This window comes from Herbaspirillum sp. GCM10030257, assembly GCF_042666555.1.
Classification (GTDB): Bacteria; Pseudomonadota; Gammaproteobacteria; order Burkholderiales; family Burkholderiaceae_D; genus Noviherbaspirillum.
Map to the genome: position 1 here is coordinate 65828 of NZ_JBHTDH010000019.1, position 15311 is coordinate 81138.

The 15311-nt window shown below is 54.6% G+C and carries 15 protein-coding genes; 9 read left to right on the forward strand and 6 right to left on the reverse strand.

The genetic code is table 11. The features are described from left to right. Window positions 1–18 precede the first annotated feature (18 nt). The 3 genes from ACFQUU_RS22180 to ACFQUU_RS22190 are packed head-to-tail and all read right to left on the reverse strand — an operon-like array spanning window position 19 to window position 2088. Window positions 19–744, reverse strand: a complete 726-nt coding sequence (locus tag ACFQUU_RS22180; protein WP_382250298.1) for an NRDE family protein — start codon at window positions 742–744, stop codon at window positions 19–21. Further along, window positions 735–1067, reverse strand: coding sequence for a DUF4936 family protein (locus ACFQUU_RS22185; protein WP_382250299.1), 333 nt, complete (start codon window positions 1065–1067; stop codon window positions 735–737). The genes ACFQUU_RS22180 and ACFQUU_RS22185 overlap by 10 nt, the downstream gene beginning before the upstream one ends. Continuing rightward, window positions 1051–2088 carry a YgfZ/GcvT domain-containing protein gene (locus ACFQUU_RS22190; protein WP_382250300.1) on the reverse strand — a complete coding sequence of 346 codons (1038 nt, stop codon included), beginning with the start codon at window positions 2086–2088 and terminating at the stop codon, window positions 1051–1053. Before ACFQUU_RS22190 ends, ACFQUU_RS22185 begins: the two co-directional genes overlap by 17 nt. 159 nt (window positions 2089–2247) lie before the next feature. Here ACFQUU_RS22190 and mltG point away from each other — a divergent pair, with 159 nt between their 5' ends. The 7 genes from mltG to ACFQUU_RS22225 all read left to right on the forward strand — a co-directional run bounded on the left by mltG (window position 2248) and on the right by ACFQUU_RS22225 (window position 10370). Beyond that, window positions 2248–3228, forward strand: coding sequence for an endolytic transglycosylase MltG (gene mltG, locus ACFQUU_RS22195; protein ID WP_382250313.1), 981 nt, complete (start codon window positions 2248–2250; stop codon window positions 3226–3228). Window positions 3229–3261: 33 nt separating this feature from the next. After that, window positions 3262–3870, forward strand: coding sequence for a dTMP kinase (gene tmk, locus ACFQUU_RS22200; protein ID WP_382250301.1), 609 nt, complete (start codon window positions 3262–3264; stop codon window positions 3868–3870). A 19-nt stretch (window positions 3871–3889) separates the two neighbouring features. Further along, the gene (locus ACFQUU_RS22205) at window positions 3890–4927 is read left to right on the forward strand and encodes a DNA polymerase III subunit delta' (RefSeq protein ID WP_382250302.1); all 1038 of its coding nucleotides are present in this window, start codon (window positions 3890–3892) and stop codon (window positions 4925–4927) included. A 28-nt stretch (window positions 4928–4955) separates the two neighbouring features. Continuing rightward, a complete protein-coding gene (locus ACFQUU_RS22210) occupies window positions 4956–5348 on the forward strand; it encodes a PilZ domain-containing protein (RefSeq protein WP_382250303.1) in 393 nt (130 codons plus the stop codon). A 24-nt stretch (window positions 5349–5372) separates the two neighbouring features. After that, window positions 5373–5882, forward strand: coding sequence for a GNAT family N-acetyltransferase (locus ACFQUU_RS22215; protein ID WP_382250304.1), 510 nt, complete (start codon window positions 5373–5375; stop codon window positions 5880–5882). A 655-nt stretch (window positions 5883–6537) separates the two neighbouring features. Continuing rightward, a complete protein-coding gene (locus ACFQUU_RS22220) occupies window positions 6538–8520 on the forward strand; it encodes a response regulator (protein WP_382250305.1) in 1983 nt (660 codons plus the stop codon). Between the two features lie 314 nt (window positions 8521–8834). After that, entirely contained in the window at window positions 8835–10370 is a 1536-nt protein-coding gene (locus tag ACFQUU_RS22225) for a methyl-accepting chemotaxis protein (RefSeq protein WP_382250306.1), read from the forward strand. A 31-nt stretch (window positions 10371–10401) separates the two neighbouring features. Here the strand turns inward: ACFQUU_RS22225 and ACFQUU_RS22230 are convergent, their stop codons facing one another. From ACFQUU_RS22230 to ACFQUU_RS22240, 3 genes are all read right to left on the reverse strand, one after another. After that, entirely contained in the window at window positions 10402–11073 is a 672-nt protein-coding gene (locus tag ACFQUU_RS22230) for an SOS response-associated peptidase (protein ID WP_382250307.1), read from the reverse strand. A gap of 150 nt (window positions 11074–11223) precedes the next feature. Next, window positions 11224–11646 carry an NUDIX hydrolase gene (locus ACFQUU_RS22235; RefSeq protein WP_382250308.1) on the reverse strand — a complete coding sequence of 141 codons (423 nt, stop codon included), beginning with the start codon at window positions 11644–11646 and terminating at the stop codon, window positions 11224–11226. A 35-nt stretch (window positions 11647–11681) separates the two neighbouring features. Continuing rightward, window positions 11682–12158 (reverse strand): hypothetical protein, encoded by a 477-nt coding sequence (locus tag ACFQUU_RS22240; RefSeq protein WP_382250309.1) that lies wholly within the window; start codon window positions 12156–12158, stop codon window positions 11682–11684. Between the two features lie 989 nt (window positions 12159–13147). Between ACFQUU_RS22240 and ACFQUU_RS22245 the strand changes: the two genes are divergently transcribed. Further along, window positions 13148–13879, forward strand: coding sequence for an intradiol ring-cleavage dioxygenase (locus ACFQUU_RS22245; protein ID WP_382250310.1), 732 nt, complete (start codon window positions 13148–13150; stop codon window positions 13877–13879). 400 nt (window positions 13880–14279) lie between these two features. After that, complete coding sequence (locus ACFQUU_RS22250) at window positions 14280–14825, forward strand: M23 family metallopeptidase (protein ID WP_382250311.1); 546 nt, start codon at window positions 14280–14282, stop codon at window positions 14823–14825. Window positions 14826–15311 lie beyond the last annotated feature (486 nt).

Consider the following 15311-nt stretch of genomic DNA (forward strand, 5'->3'; position numbering starts at 1 on the left):
AGGTGCGTGCTGACACCCTTAACGTATAACCCGCTCCTGAAGCGCGGCGGTTCCATTCGAAAAAATCCGCGCCACTGTCGACGTCCGTGTGCCGTATTCGGGCGATTGTATGCACACTGCCGATAGCACCCTTTCCCATTCGAGGCTGACACCGGTTTTCGGCAAACGGCAATCCGGCGCGCGTGCCGTGTCGGTCAGCATTTCGAAATAAGCATCTTCAGGCGCGCCCTGACAGAGCAGGCTGGAGAACTGCGCCTTGGTGCGCACGACCTTGGGCCAGGGATCGTCCAGCAAGCCATTCGACAGTCCATACACTCCAGGTGCAAGGGCTTTGCCGTTACGCTCATCATTGGTTATGGCATTGGTCAACCACACCAGCTTGTTGGCATCCCCCACGAGCAGGTTGAATCCGTTGTACTGGCTGGCCTCCGGCGCGATGGAGGCAATGTAGGCTTCCGGCCCCATATCGCCGGTCAGGTAACCGGCTACCAGCTCACCGCGCGATGGGGCAGGTTCACGTTTTGTCGCCGGGTCGCGCACGTTGGTGATTGCTGCGAAGCGGCCATCACGCGTCACGCCCATCCAGGTACCGCCGCCGCGCAGGTCGCGTCCGGCGTACACCTGCGAATCATCGGTCCACCAGTCGGCTGGCGCAGCAGGTCGCTCATAAAACTCATCGCGGTTTCCCGCTGCGACCATAGGGATTGCGGGTACGACCTGCCAGGCAAAGACGATCAGGCACATGAGGAAACATCCACAAAATGTTCGGTATGGCGCGGGCCGTGAATGAGTGCGTTCAACTGCGTATCAGTCACTGCCCGTTCGAGCACGGCTTCAAAGTCCGCCGGGACCGACAGGTAGACCTCCATCCATGTCTGCATGCCATCGGTCTCGGCAGGGCGCCGCTTCAGTCGGCTCACGATACCATATTCCCGGGAAAGGGATTGCTGCATGGCCTCGGCACGCGTCTGCAGCTGCGGGGCGTCGCTGCTTGCGACGCGATAGTAGATATACAAGTCCATGGATGTCTTTGCCTCGATGTATTCGCCTTCAGGCGGGTAATGCATAGGGGAGCTTGCCGAATGCAAGGGTAGGGCCCTGTGCAGAACCGAGATGGACCGTGCCTTCCTCGGCCGCAGCGATCTTCAGTTCGACCAGGCAATCGACGCCACCTTGCAAATTGCGCTCCGCATTCACCACCATCCCGCATGGCTGTCCCGGGTCGGCGCTGGAAAACACTTCCATGCCGGGACGGACTTCGGCACCTTCAACGGTCGCCAGCAACATGCGCCGCTTGAGTTTGCCGAGGTACTGGCTGCGGGCGACGATTTCCTGGCCGGGATAGCATCCCTTCTTGAAATTGACCCCACCAATCAGCTCGAAGTTGATCATTTGCGGTACGAATTGCTCCTGTGTCGGTTGCGTAATCTGCGGTACACCGGCGTGGATGTCGGTGAGCCGCCAGATGCCGGTATCAACCGGCGTCATCAACCTGGCCAGGTCTGGCCAGACCTGTTGCGCAATCGCCGTGTCGGCGATCCATTGATATCGCGGCGAGCCAAAGGCGTCAGGAAGACGGATCAGGGACCCGGATGCCGAATCCAGCTTGGCAAATGCTTGCGTGGGCACGGTGGGAAACCATTGCTTCAATACGTCGGCTGCTGCGTCGCCACCCAAGCCCAGTACGGCATACTGATCGCCGGCGTCGTTTAGTTTGGCTTTGGCCCGCAGCACAAACATTTGCAGGCGCTTTTGCACGGTGGACTGGATCTGGCGGGGCAGTTCAAGGAAAATGGTGGCCTCCGTACGCCACATCAGGAAAGAGGCGAGCAGTCGGCCCTTGGGCGTGCAATACCCGGCGAGCCGCGCTTCGGACGCAGGCAGATGCTCGACGTCGTTGGTGACTTGATTATGCAAGAAAGTCGGGCTGTCTTCACCCGTGACGGCGATCAGGCCAAGATCGCCCAGGGGTGATACATAAGCCCTCGGAAGTTGTCCTGCCGGACGAGGGCCGTCGAATTCCGCCGCGCCGTCATCGGGATTGATGCGCGCGCCGCTATCGGCGAGAAACTGCAACCATGGGTTCATAGTGATTGTCATACGCTGTGGAATTATTCAATTATCATCTTGGCTTGATTATAGTGAGGTCTCGGGAAACGCGTCCGGCGTCTATCAAACCTCGCAAAGCCGTCCAAGGCGCTCAAACCGTGCGACGATGGCCGACCACCGATTCAGGATTCAGTTTTGATTAAAAAGTTTATTTTCAGCATCATCGTATTCGCCCTGCTCGCCGCTGCTGGTGTTACTTTTATCGCCAACCAGCCACTCATTGGACGAGAAGACAGGCCTATCGAATTTTCGGTCAAGGCAGGCAGTAGCGTGCGCAGTACCGGCCAGCAAATTGCTGGAGCAGGCGTTCCTGTCAACCCATGGGTATTCGAGCTGCTTGCCCGGTTGACCGGCAAGGCATCGCGGCTCAAGGCCGGCAGCTATGAGGCCAAGCCTGGTACCACGCCGCTGACGCTGATCGATCAGCTGGTGCGCGGCGAATTTGCGCAGGAAGGACTAGCCATCATCGAAGGCTGGTCGTTCAAGCAGATGCGCCAGGCAATCGCCGCCCATCCTGCGATCAGGCATGACACCGCCGGTATGTCGGATCGTGAACTGTTGGAAAAAATCGGGGTGCAATACACCCATCCGGAAGGCTTGTTTTTTCCCGACACCTATCGCTTCGCAAAGGGAGCAAGCGATCTGATTATTTACAAACAGGCGCATTCGCTGCTGCAGAAGCGCTTGAACGAAGCCTGGGCACGCCGCAGTCCGTCCGTGCCGTACAAGTCGCCTTATGAGGCGCTGATCATGGCGTCGATCATCGAAAAGGAAACCGGTCAGAAGTCCGAGCGCAACCTGATTGCCGCCGTGTTCGTGAACCGCCTCAGGAAGGGCATGCTTTTGCAAACCGACCCGACCGTCATCTATGGCATGGGTGAAAAATTTCAAGGCAATATCCGCAAGCGCGATCTCGAAACCGACACGCCGTACAACACCTACACGCGGGCCGGGCTGCCGCCGACCCCCATTGCATTGCCGGGCGCGGAATCGCTCGAAGCCGCGTTGAATCCTGCAAATTCCGATGCCCTGTATTTTGTGGCGCGGGGCAACGGCACCAGCGAATTTAACAATAACCTTGCCGACCATAACCGCGCGGTCAACAAATACCAGCGATAATGCCGGGTGCATTAATCATTACGGTATCGCTTCATGACACTTGGTAAATTTATCACTTTTGAAGGCATCGATGGCGCCGGCAAATCCACGCATATCGCCTTCGTCGCGGACCTGCTGAAAGAGCGCGGCAAGTCCGTCGTCATGACGCGAGAACCGGGCGGTACGCCGCTGGGCGAAAAGCTGCGCGAACTTCTGCTGCACGAAAAGATGCACCTTGAAACGGAAGCGCTGCTGATGTTCGCCGCCCGGCGCGAACATCTCGCACAGGTCATCGAACCGGCGCTGGCACGTGGCGACTGGGTCATCTCCGACCGCTTTACCGATGCCAGCTTCGCCTACCAGGGCGGCGGGCGGAAATTAGGTTTCGATAAGCTGGAAGCGCTGGAGCAATGGGTACATCCGAACCTGCAGCCGGACCTGACCTTGCTGTTCGATGTGCCTCTTGATGTTGCACGAGCCCGGCTCGACGCCACCCGCCAACTCGACAAATTCGAGCAGGAGAAGGCTGACTTTTTTGCCGCGACCCGCGACGCCTACCTGCGCCGCGCCACGCAATATTCACAGCGATTCCGCGTGATCGACTCGACCATGCCAAAGGAAGCCGTGCGTGACGTATTGCGCGGCATCGTTTGCGACCTGTAATGCGAAAGGCTGGCGAACGATGACATCCCCCTTGTTTCCCTGGCAAGAAGGATCTTGGCAACAATTGCAGCAGTTGCGAGAACGGCTGCCGCACGCCATTCTGTTTCATGGTGCCCAAGGCATTGGTAAAACCGTATTTGCCGAGCATTTTGCCCAGTCGCTGTTATGCCAGACACCTTTGGCGGGCGGCCATCCCTGCGGCAAGTGCGATGCGTGCGGCTGGTTCACTCAGTACAGCCATCCGGACTACCGTCGGGTACGGCCTGAAGTTCTTGATGAAGACGACGGCGCCGACGGCGAGGAAGCCGAGGCCGGCGAAGGAAAGAAAAGCAAAGCGACCAAGGCGCCATCGAAAGAAATCAAGATCGACCAGATACGCGCACTCGCAGATTTCATGAACGTGTCGACCCACAGGCAAGGCCTGCGCGTCGTCGTCCTGTATCCGGCGGAAACGCTGAATACCGCGGCGGCCAATGCACTCCTCAAGACGCTCGAGGAGCCGCCGCCGTCCACCATGTTCCTCCTGGTGTCCAATAGCATCGAGCGCCTGTTGCCGACGATTCTCTCGCGCTGCCGCAAGTTTGGCATGCCCATGCCGTCACCTGACGAGGCCCTGGTGTGGCTGCAGCAACAAGGAGTGAAGGATGCCGACCTGTGGCTGGCCGAGCAGGGTGGAGCGCCACTGGCTGCCCACGAAATGGCGCAGAGCGACGCGCATGACATCATGGACGAGTTTCTGCGTGCGCTGGCCCGTCCGGGCACTGAAGGTGCGCTGAAAACCGCCGAAAGGCTGCAAAAGGCGCCGGTCGCCGATCTTGTTGCGTGGTTGCAGCGCTGGCTGTACGACGTGTTTTCACTCAAACTTTCAGGCAGAATCCGGTATTATCCGCGTTACCGGAAGGAAATTGCGGCGTTGGCCGAGCAAGTGGATATGAGCAATTTGCTACGTGGACTGAAGTCGGTGAAAGAGCGACGTGCGATAGCGGATCATCCGCTGTCGGCCAAGTTATTCATCGAAGACATGTTGCTCGATTACGCTGCGCTGTTCCCTTCCTGAACCGAGCTTTTAGTCTCAAAGGACATCCATGGCCGAAAATACTGTCATGCCGCAACCTGCAGGCGCCGCTGGCGCGGCTGTCGCGCGTCCTTCCGTCTTGTCCCTGCCGATCAAGGAAAAAGCGGCGCTGTATGCAGCGTACATGCCGTTTCTGCAGAATGGCGGCATTTTTGTCCCGACCAACAAGCCTTACAAACTTGGCGACGAAATCTATCTGATCCTTACTTTGATGGACGATCCGACAAAATATCCGATCGCCGGCAAGGTTGCCTGGGTGACACCTTCGGGCGCCAACAATAACAAGGCACAAGGCATCGGTGTGCATTTCTCTTCCGACGAAAGCGGGTTGCGGGTCAAACAGCGTATTGAAGAATTGCTCGGCGCTGCACTACGTTCATCCCGCGCTACGCATACCTTATAACCATAATAAATTCGCACCTGCATCATGTCTGCCAAGTACGCTTACCAGCATCGCCTCGCCCGTTTCGACGACTTGCCCGCCATCGTCGACATCTACAACAGTACGGTTGCATCGCGTGAAGTCACGGCCGATACCGAACCGGTCAGTGTGGAGTCTCGCCATGCCTGGTTTGCGGAGCATACGCCGGAACGTCGCCCACTCTGGGTAGTGGAGCAGGACGGCAAGATACTTGGTTGGTTGTCTTACTCTAACTTCTACGGGCGACCCGCTTATTCCGGGACGGCGGAACTGTCGATCTACATTCACGAAGACATGCGTGGCAAAGGGCTAGGACGTTATTTTCTACAACAGGCGATCGACTTTGCGCCGCAGATCAAAGTGCATACGTTGTTGGGCTTTATCTTTGGACATAACCAGCCTAGCCTTAAACTGTTCGATGCCTTCGGATTTGAACAGTGGGCAAACATGCCGCGCGTGGCGACGCTGGATGGCATCGAACGTGATCTGATTATTCTTGGAAAGCGCGTCGCCTGAATCAAACGGCGCAACGAAGGCTTCTGTCGCTGAACACCTGAGCGCTTCTCCCTGACCGAACGGGTCGGAGCAAAATGCTCTCCACCCGATTCTCGCATCAAGCTGCCGGCAGCAAAGCGGCGCCGTCAAGCCGGGAAACTTTACCTTTGGCACGTATCGCACGGCGTGTTATTTGCGTGCGGAAACTTGCCACACGCCACAAGCACTTGACGGTGAACTTATTCCCATTCCCGTTAAAGTTCTCAACGCCTCACAAAGGCTGCTGAATCTCAAATCCTTGCCGCCCAAGCCGTGGAGAATAACCACGAGCCATCCGCCGCCCCGGCTAATGACAAATTTCAACATTCTTAGGCTGATCGGTACGGTGTCAGGAGTGCCGTACCAGGTTCACCGGGCAGTTCCCGGACGGGCTTAACGATGGAGGTGGGGCGTCTGTGCAAACCAATTCAGCGGAAGAGAGGCAGGACGTTATCTTGCCGCTAGCGCTGAACCGATGGAGATTTTTCAATGCTCTTTTGCACGTTTCCAATAGCTGGAAAAGTATGTCGGAAATGACCAGCACATATCGACAAAGCGTTCATTCCCTATTTGGCCTGCCTGCCGAAGTAACGCATTCGTCCGTACGATGCGATATGGGTGCTTACCTGGAGCAAACATGACGAGACCGGAGCCGGTCAACATCCTGTTGGTAGACGACCAGCCAGCCAATCTTCTGGCACTTGAGACCGTACTCGAAAAGCTGGGGGAGACCCTGGTATGCGCTTCTTCAGGCGAGGAGGCGTTGCGGCATGTTCTCAGTACGAACTTTGCCGTTATTCTGCTCGATGTGCGCATGCCTACGATGAGCGGATTCGACACGGCGCGGATGATACGCACCCACCCCAAGTCGAACCGGACGCCAATCATCTTTCTCACGGCCGCACCTGACGACCCCAATTTTCCAGTAGATGAAGCCTATGCGCTCGGTGCGGTCGATTACTTGACCAAGCCTATCATTCCTACAGTTCTGCAGGCAAAAGTGTGTTTTTTCGTTGACTTGTATCGCAAGACGATTGATCTTGCCCGGATCGAAAGGGAACGCCACGCCGCAGCCCTCGGTGAAAAGGATGCCCGAATCCGACTGTTGCTGGAAAACCTCAAGGACTATGCTTTCGTCGTAACTGATGTGGATGGCTGGATTACCGAATGGGAAGGAGGCGCAGAAGCAATTACGGGTTGGACTGCGCGGCAGGCAATCGGCAAACCCCTGTCGATGCTTTTTACTCACGAAGACCGTATTGCGGGGCGGCCAGATATTGAAATGACCGAAGCCAGGGAGCATGGTCGGTGCGAAGACAAGCGCTGGCATGTATGCAAGGACGGAAGCCGATTTTATGCTGATGGGGTGACCGTTGCCCTGAACGATGCACAGGGCGCCCTGCGCGGCTTCACCAAGATATTCCGGGACGTGACTGGTGAAAAGCGCGTGGCCGATAATTTGCGCAGGCTGGCGACCGATCTTGCCGAAACGGATCGCCGAAAGACCGAATTCCTTGCAACTCTTGCACATGAGCTGAGAAATCCGCTGGCACCGTTGCAGAACGGGCTTGAAATCATGCGGCTGTCTGCCGGCAATGCCGAGGTTCTTGGCAGGACACGCGACATGATGGAACGCCAGCTGACTCACATGGTGCATTTGGTCGATGACCTTCTCGATGTGGCGCGCATCACGCGCGGCAAGGTCCATCTGAAAAAGGAGCGGGTACAACTGAAGAACATCGTTGATAGCGCGGTCGAGACCAGCATGCCGCTGATCCGCGCATCGCGGCATCAACTTCTTGTACAGGTGGCCGAGGAAACCATGGTACTGGATGCCGATCCGACGCGGCTGGCGCAAGTGGTGAGCAATCTTCTGAATAATGCATCCAAATACACTCCGGCGGGCGGTCGCATCGCTCTAACGGCTGCACGTGACGGGAATCAGGCAGTCATTGCCGTCACGGATAATGGCGTCGGTATTCCCGAGGACTTGTTGCCGAGCGTTTTTGATATGTTCACCCAGGTCGGGCAAAACAAAGAGCAGGCGCAGGGCGGGCTCGGTGTCGGACTGACCCTGGTGCGGCGTCTTGTAGAACTCCATGGGGGAGCCGTTACGGCCAGCAGCGAAGGGCCAGGATGCGGCAGTACCTTTACTGTACGTCTGCCTCTGGTCTTGCAGGCACCTGCGGAACCGGATATGTCGCTTCCCATAGCGGCCACCATTGACCATACGAATAAGCGCGTATTGGTCGTTGACGACAATAGTGATGTAGCAGAAAGTCTTTCGGCATTGTTGCAAGTAGGAGGGTACACAACCCGTGTAGCCAACGACGCCATGCAGACTTTCGAGATGGCGCAAGAATTCAAACCTGAGGTGGTATTCCTCGACATCGGAATGCCAGGAATGAATGGTTACGAAGTCGCACGCACGTTGCGCAAAACTCCCGGCATGGAACAAGTTGTCCTGGTCGCCCTGTCAGGCTGGGGAAGCGAGAGCGACAGAAAGCGATCACGAGCAGCCGGATTTGACGGGCACCTCACCAAGCCAGCAGGGCTTGCCGCAGTTAATCGACTTTTGTCACGATTGTCCTGGTCGCGCAATGCTGCCCACAGCAGCTGAACTGTTGCGCACCTTCTCCGCAGACTGATCGAATCAACATTGTCCGTCACCTGATGTGACGCGTGGTCGGCCGCCATCTGCGTCGCTGCGTTTTCCGCATGTTTATTCAAAAGCTACTCTTTATGGCAACTAGTTAGGATACTTCTAACAGAAGTGCCCATTCCTTATGGCAGCTCTGCCACATCTATCGATATTTCTGATTCGAAATCGTTCTCTGCTGGCCGAATCAAAACTGCGCGCGGTACTATTTTCCTAACAGCATTTCATCTTTTAATCTTTTTGCAGCGAATGCAGTATGGTCCCGGGGTTATTTCATGTTTTTAAAATTTAAGATTGGCGCTCGTCTAGGCCTTGGATTTGGTTTTGTTCTCATCTTGACGGCAATAATGAGCGTCGCAGGTGTGTGGAGACTCAATGCCGCAGAAGCGGCAACAGACCGGTTAGTGGAAGCGTCAGAAAAGCAGGTACTGGCCGAAGAATGGCTGCGTGGAATAGCTAACAACGCCATCCGAACCTCCGCGATAGGCAAGGTCGCCGGCGAAGACGACGTCAAGCTGCTCGAAAAACAGATGGCTGAACAAAGCGCGGAAATCAGCGCCTTGCAGAAAAAGATTGAGCCGCTGGCGACCAGTCCCGAAGAAAAGCAGTTAATGTCCAAGGTTGCCGAGACACGCGCTTTGTACCGGGACATTCGCCAGCAAGTTATGAAATTGAAGGCCGATGAGCAAGCTCCCCAAGCCAAGGAGCTAAGTGACTCCAAAATGCTGCCAGCCATGACCGCATATGTTGCGGCGGTACAAGCGTTTCGGGATCAGCAGAATACGCGCTTCGATCAGATACATGAAGAGCTCGACGCCATCTACACAGCTAGCCGTATCCTGCTCATCGTGCTTGGAGTATTGAGCCTGGTGATCGGAGCCTTTTTCGCAGCTATTCTGTCTCGGGGCATTACAAAGCCACTGTCGGAAGCGGTTCAACTTGCGCGTTCTGTTGCGCAGGGTGATCTTACTGTCCGGCTGGAGGCGCGTTCCCATGACGAAACCGGCGAACTGGTCAGGGCTCTTGGCGAGATGAGGGATAGCCTGCTGCGCACCGTGCAAGAGATCCGTAGTGGTACCAGTGCGATGACTGTCGCATCTGGCGAGATAGCTGCCGGCAATCTGGATCTTTCAACCCGCACCGAACAGCAGGCAAGCTCACTCGAAGAAACCGCTTCGGCCATGGAACAACTCACATCGGCGGTAAGGAACAACACTGACAATGCACGCCAGGCGGATCACCTCGCAGTGTCCGCGTCAGCGATAGCCAGCAAGGGCGGCGTCGCGGTGAGGGATGTTGTAGGAAAAATGGAGGCGATCAACGCTTCATCGCGCAAGATTGTCGACATTATTGCTGTAATTGATGGCATCGCGTTTCAGACCAACATACTCGCACTGAATGCGGCGGTCGAAGCCGCTCGGGCCGGCGAGCAGGGCAGAGGTTTTGCTGTCGTGGCATCGGAAGTTCGCCAGCTCGCGCAGCGCTCTGCGGCGGCGGCCAAGGATATCAAGGCGTTGATTACCGAGTCTGCGGAAGATGTTCAAGCCGGGACACGCATGGTCAGTGACGCCGGCACGACGATGGCGGAGATCGTGAACGGCGTACAACGAGTTGCCGACATCATGAAGGAAATCCTTGCGGCAAGTGAAGAGCAAAGCAGCGGGATTGAAGAAGTGAATCGTGCAATCACGCAAATGGATCAGGTGACACAGCAAAATGCCGCACTGGTGGAAGAAGCGGCGGCTGCAGCCGACTCCATGCAAAATCAGGCAACGAAGCTTGCGGAAATGGTGAGCTTCTTCAAGTTATGAGGTCTTACAGTTCTTTTCCGACCTCAGACCTTTAAAGGAGAGAACCCTGAATCGCTTTATGCGAACCCCGCGGTGCCGGATGTGCGGTCAGGGCATCCGCAGGGTAGCGTTCCAGGAAAACCGAAAATTCGTCAACCGGGCAATGTAGCCAGTCATCATATTGATCCGGACGGAGAATCACGAGCATACGTTTTTCATCATCCGGCTTGTGGAAGCGTTGCATCAGAGGGTGACCGTCGGCATTGATGGTCAGCATTGAAAATGAGAGCAACGGCAAGCCTTTGTCGGCTGCAGGTTTATAGTCCCAAATCCCCGCAATGCCCAGTGGTTCACCATTGGCTGCGGCGATTTCCCAACGCTCGGCTTTTCCGGATTCGTAACTCGGTTCATAGAACGACGCAGCCGGAATGACACAGAACTGGCCATGTTTGAACGCGTGGCGGAAGCTTGGCTTGGTTGCTACGGTTTCGGCGCGCGCATTATAGGTCTGACGTGCGAGCTTCTCGTCCGCCCAATGTGGCACCATGCCAAACATACCCAATGCGCAGGCTCGATCGCCCGGTAGGGCGTCGGCGCGTGGTAGACGAATCATTGGCGACATATAGCCTGGAAACGATTCGGCCTTGTATTCCGAATCTGGCGGAGCCACCTGAAAATGTTGTCGCAACTGGTCATGAGTCGATGGAATATAGTTCGCACACATGGCGGTATCCGTTCGCTTGGTTCGGAAAAGTCAGGGCATCAACGATCTGGCCGCCTTGCAGCACGCAGCCAGCTTTATTTTACGCGGCAACGCCGCACATTGTGCAATAGACAAGTCGATATGTCGCTAAGCCATTCCTCAGGGCTGCGACTACCAGGGCAGCGACAGCAAACGCTCTGCCATGCGAGGCCAGCAAAGAATTCGAGCGTCTTCGCGCGTTGCCCAGCGAAAGTCATCCATTTCAGGAGTCGGTTTTCCAGTTACATGATGAGGAAAATGACTTGTGCAGACAAGGTGATCAAGGTCGTCAAGATCCATTGGCGCCATGACTTTATACAAATGAAGCTGCTTATTTGGCCGGTAGGCGAAACGGCCAAGTTCTTCAAATTCATTGGTATCAAACGTCAGGCCGGTCTCTTCAAACAACTCTCGTTGCGCAGCCACCAGAGTGGATTCACCGGCGTCGAGCAATCCTTTGGGGATGTCCCAATGATTTGTCCCGGTGACGTGGCAGAGAAGTATTTCGCCGCGTGCATTGATGATCAGCGTTCCACAAGAAATGGCAGTTTTCATCGAAGCTCGCGACTATGATTGATAAGTTGACCCAGCTACGATGTTTTGGCTTGCTGCGCGCGTTCCCAAAGGGTCAGATGATGCACAATGTTCTCATTGTCTGAGGCTGCGTGGTCAATTTCTGCCCGTCCCTGAAACACATAACCTTGCAAGGTTACCGCCGTAAAGTAGGGTTTCATATCGCCTGGTCGCAAAGGCGTGGCAATTGCCGTCCAGAAGGAATTGAGCGGCCGGTCATCTACTGTCAGTGATATTTCCTGGTCAATGCGGAAATAGGGGGTATTTTGAACGTGCGTACCACTGATTACCCTGGCCTTGTAGGCACCACCATGAAAGTCCGTAATGTCAATCAATGCGCCCGGCACCAGCTTGTCCTGTACCAGTTGCGCAAAATGTTTTGTCAATGTGGCCAGCGTCGAAGTTTTCCGTTGGTTGAGCCGGTCGAGTTCTTTCAATGAGGCGAGCACTTCTTCCTTAAAGGAAGCGGCTTTATGAATATTTGTGATTCCCATGGTTCCTTCTATTCCGAAACATCAGCAGAGGCAAACGCTCTGAAGAAATGCCCCACGCTTCGCTCGATATTTTATCCAAGGAAATTGTTTCGACTATACGGTTACGGTAATTTATTATCAGCTGTCGCGAAATGATCACTTGCAAAAACTTTTGCAAAGTTGAGTTGGACATTTCAGGAAGTTGATTCCTTGAATCGCCGGGGCAGATCACCGGATCAACTGAACCGCAGTCAATGGAAAGATGCAGAAGTGTTATTAAACGGAAAAGGCCTGCACCCTTTAAAGAGTGCAGGCCTTTAATGCTACTTGTCTCCGCCATCTCTCTTTGGAAATGGATTTTTATACTGCATAAAAACTTTGGCCCTAATTCTTATTCACTACCATTGGGGATAATACGTATAGAGTGTACATATAGAGGGAGATGGTTGTATTGCGCAAAGAATGAGCCAATGTCGAAGTCCTTGGGCGCGTTGACAGCAGTCAAGAAACTGGATGTTTGTTAATAGGATGAATCGTTAAAATGGATTCTGCCGCGATCTTGCGACAAATAGAGCGCACGGCGATTCGTTGACGTAATGAGCGGCTGGGATGTTCCAGAAAAGCGCCATAACTGAACGGTGGAGGAGTGGTTGGTATGCCGCCCCGTTCTGATTCGGATCTGACGGCATACCTGGCTACCGTCATGCATATCGGTTGCATGTACAGCAGATGTACGGATGATAGAAGTTCGATGTTACGGCATGATGACTTCATTCAACATTTGAGTATCTGATGGGAAGCGAAATGCCTCAGGCAAAGTTACCATATTGAAAGGCATACAAGCGCCGGCTGACATGATCAGACGAGGTAGAGACCTTAGGGTTTAAGTCGGTGTTGAATTTGGTAAAGGCTATTGCAGCACCTTGCGCCTTAGGCCCATCGCTGGAGCCGTTGGCCTTTGCTTTATAGCTTTCAGATATGTTCGTACAATCGACAGCAAGGAGTCTGCCGTGAACGAAAAAGACCAATTGTTGGAGCCCGATCAATCAAGGCGCCGCACACTTATATTGCTTGGTAGTGCGGCGCTTGGAGCCTCAGCTTACGCTGAAGAGGCCCGTGGCGACGAAGTTGAGTCCACCATGCCGGCGTGTGTCGTAACGCCTAAGCAGACCGAAGGTCCATTTTTTATTGATAATCGTCTTCAGAGAGCGGATATCCGTGCCGATCCGGCCAGTGGAGCGCTCCGTGGAGGCACGCCGCTCATGTTGACCCTGCGTGTTCATGCAGTTGGTCGGTCAGCGTGCTTGCCCGTGTCGGGCGCAATAGTCGATGTTTGGCACTGTGATGCAGACGGACAATACTCGGGTGTTGATCAGAAGCCTGGAGGCTCGGCGAAAGAAAACTTTCTGCGGGGCTATCAGGTAACTGGCTCTGACGGCACTGTTCGCTTTATAACGGTGTACCCCGGTTGGTATCCAGGCCGCGCAGTGCATATTCATTTCAAGGTACGCACGAGGGCAAGCGGTAACAAGGGGAGTGAGTTCACCTCTCAGCTATACTTCGATGACGGCATTACTGACATCGTGCACGCCAATGGCATTTATCGTCGCCGCGGCCGACGGGACGTGCTGAACACCGAAGACGGTCTGTTCAGGCACGACGACGGAGCAAGCCTGTTAATCAAGCCAACTAAAACAACAGATGGTTACGCCGCAAATTTTGATATTGGTCTGCGTGCTTAGTATCCGGTGCATCCGCATCTCGCGCCTTATGCCAGGGCAATTCTCTTATTGAAGGTAATGCAGAGGGAAGTAGATTAACGCGGCAAGGCCTAACGCACCGAGGCAAGTCATTACTGCCACGATGACGCGCGATATTTTCTCAGCGCTAGGATCATGCGATTTGTTGATCGATTTCTTGTCCATATCCAGTCTTTCGCATTGATCTAACGCCGTAAACAGGATTCTTGAAGCATAAACGCGTCAAGTCAATTACCTACAAAACGTGCAGTACCGCGATACAAGTGCCATGGCCGGTGTAATGCGTGCTTTCAGAACCAGGTTACAAAGAATCAACTCCAATCCATGTCCATGTATTGACTCCGATGCGGATTCATTAGAACTAAGTGCCCGTCTTTTCTCCATGATCAAGCAAGCAGTTCGACATCTTTACCTTGCAGTCATTATCAATGTGGTTATTGTTTTGATAAAGCCGATGATGGAGGCTGCGGCATTTCGCGCGGATCTCCTTTCCCAAGTACCGGCTGACGTTTTGCCGATACCAGTGGATCACGTTTCCATTTCAGCACTCCGAAATTCCTGGCACGCCCCGCGCGACACAAACCGTCGACATGAAGGCATTGATATATTTGCAAAACGCGGGACACCTGTACGTTCGACAACTCCTGGTGTGGTAAGCCGGATTGCAACAACTAAACTTGGCGGAAACGTAGTCTGGGTGTTTGGGCCGGGTGGCTATCGACATTATTACGCGCATCTCCATCAAGCGGCCAATATAAGAACCGGCCAACGAATCGAAGCGGGGACACTGCTTGGCTTCGTTGGTAACACCGGTAACGCAAAACATACGCCACCTCACCTTCATTACGGGATCTATACCCCCATAGGTGCTGTCAATCCTTTTCCCATGCTTAGGCGGGTACCTTCTGAGGAACATGGAGCCCAATGAGCTGTCTACAGATGTGTTTGCAAAGCGCGTTGCCATGCAATAAGAAACTTGTTGACTCGAAACCAGCGACCGGCGGAGGCGACATGGCAAGGGCTCCTAACGTTGCATGGACGGCACATCGAAAAAAGATTTGCATGTCTCGTTTGGCTTTGCTATAGTTCGGCTCCCGTCGCGAAACGCAGCAAACAAAGCGAGCGCAGCAAGCGGTTTGAGCGGTGATAGGGATGGCGAAGCGGGATGAGAATTCTGCGGCTTCTGCAGCAAGATGGAAGAACGCATGTTCTTGAATTTTGCCGGAAACGCGTCATATTGAATAAATGCTGGCCGACAAACACAACGATTTGGCGGCGGGTACGGCGGATGGAAATCTGCGGTACGGGCAGGATGGTTCTTTAACAAATAACAGCCGATAAGTGTGGGCGCTTGATGGAGTGCGGCGATGGTTCTTCGGGACTATCGTAATACTACAAGCATTAAGTGCTCACG

Excerpts from the sequence above, each read along its gene's own strand:
- ACFQUU_RS22180 (WP_382250298.1), bottom strand. The coding sequence starts at position 744 with ATGTGCCTGATCGTCTTTGCCTGGCAGGTCGTACCCGCAATCCCTATG.
- ACFQUU_RS22185 (WP_382250299.1), bottom strand. The coding sequence starts at position 1,067 with ATGCATTACCCGCCTGAAGGCGAATACATCGAGGCAAAGACATCCATG.
- ACFQUU_RS22190 (WP_382250300.1), bottom strand. The coding sequence starts at position 2,088 with ATGAACCCATGGTTGCAGTTTCTCGCCGATAGCGGCGCGCGCATCAAT.
- tmk (WP_382250301.1), top strand. The coding sequence starts at position 3,262 with ATGACACTTGGTAAATTTATCACTTTTGAAGGCATCGATGGCGCCGGC.
- ACFQUU_RS22205 (WP_382250302.1), top strand. The coding sequence starts at position 3,890 with ATGACATCCCCCTTGTTTCCCTGGCAAGAAGGATCTTGGCAACAATTG.
- ACFQUU_RS22210 (WP_382250303.1), top strand. The coding sequence starts at position 4,956 with ATGGCCGAAAATACTGTCATGCCGCAACCTGCAGGCGCCGCTGGCGCG.
- ACFQUU_RS22215 (WP_382250304.1), top strand. The coding sequence starts at position 5,373 with ATGTCTGCCAAGTACGCTTACCAGCATCGCCTCGCCCGTTTCGACGAC.
- ACFQUU_RS22220 (WP_382250305.1), top strand. The coding sequence starts at position 6,538 with ATGACGAGACCGGAGCCGGTCAACATCCTGTTGGTAGACGACCAGCCA.
- ACFQUU_RS22225 (WP_382250306.1), top strand. The coding sequence starts at position 8,835 with ATGTTTTTAAAATTTAAGATTGGCGCTCGTCTAGGCCTTGGATTTGGT.
- ACFQUU_RS22230 (WP_382250307.1), bottom strand. The coding sequence starts at position 11,073 with ATGTGTGCGAACTATATTCCATCGACTCATGACCAGTTGCGACAACAT.
- ACFQUU_RS22235 (WP_382250308.1), bottom strand. The coding sequence starts at position 11,646 with ATGAAAACTGCCATTTCTTGTGGAACGCTGATCATCAATGCACGCGGC.
- ACFQUU_RS22240 (WP_382250309.1), bottom strand. The coding sequence starts at position 12,158 with ATGGGAATCACAAATATTCATAAAGCCGCTTCCTTTAAGGAAGAAGTG.
- ACFQUU_RS22250 (WP_382250311.1), top strand. The coding sequence starts at position 14,280 with ATGATCAAGCAAGCAGTTCGACATCTTTACCTTGCAGTCATTATCAAT.